The following is an 894-nucleotide window of genomic DNA, read 5'->3' on the forward strand; positions in this document are numbered from 1 at the left end:
GGCGCAGTAACGGGAATTATTGGTGGCATCACAGGTGGAACTGAGGGCGGCCCCCTTGGTGCAGTGACTGGAATTATTGGTGGCATCACGGGTGGTGACCTAGCGAACAACCCAGTCACAGGTATTGTTCAAGGTGGTATTGATGTCCTTCAAGGGCTTGAGAGTTTAAAAACCGATATCATCAATACAGGAATTAATACTGTTGCAGGCACGGTCATTAGTGCAGTGCATCAATCTGAACACCCAATTGGAGACCTGGCAAATCTGGGTACCCTCACTTTTGAAACTTCTCGCGATACGGTAAACGGTACACTAGAAACCGTCTCCCACCTTGCTGGTGCAGATATTGGCGGGGCAATTGGTTCTGCAACAGGTGTCATTGGTACACTGGTGAATAATGGGTCTACTGCATCAGGTCTGGTTCAACATATTATAGGGGATGTAACCAACATTGGTAGCACAGGTCCATTAGGTTCTATCACAGGCATTATCGGTGGGATTACTGGCGGTGGTGAAGGTGGCCCTCTTGGTACGATCACTGGCATTATTGGCGGTATTACTGACGGTATCGGTGGTGGTGAAGGAGGCCCTCTAGGAGCGATCACTGGCATCATTGGTGGGATTACTGGCGGTATTGGCGGTGGTGAAGGCGGTCCTCTTGGTGCAATCACCGGCATCATCGGTGGGATTACTGGTGGTGATCTTGGCAATAACCCTGTCACAGGTGTGATCCAAACAGGTATCGATGTGCTTCAAGGCGTTGAAAGCCTAAAAACAGATATTATCAACACAGGAATCTCTACGGTAGGTGGTGCAATCAGTGGTGTCCTTCCGGGCGTTCATCCAGTCACAGATCTCACCAATTTAGGTACCCTCACCTTTGAAACTTCGCGC

General features: G+C 49.7%; 1 pseudogene. It reads left to right on the plus strand.

Annotation, left to right across the window (positions count from 1 at the left end):
* Positions 1-894, plus strand: a pseudogene (locus F896_RS20970) (hypothetical protein); the annotation flags it as partial.

Origin of the sequence: Acinetobacter genomosp. 15BJ, assembly GCF_000400715.1 — a bacterium.
Lineage (GTDB): Bacteria > Pseudomonadota > Gammaproteobacteria > Pseudomonadales > Moraxellaceae > Acinetobacter.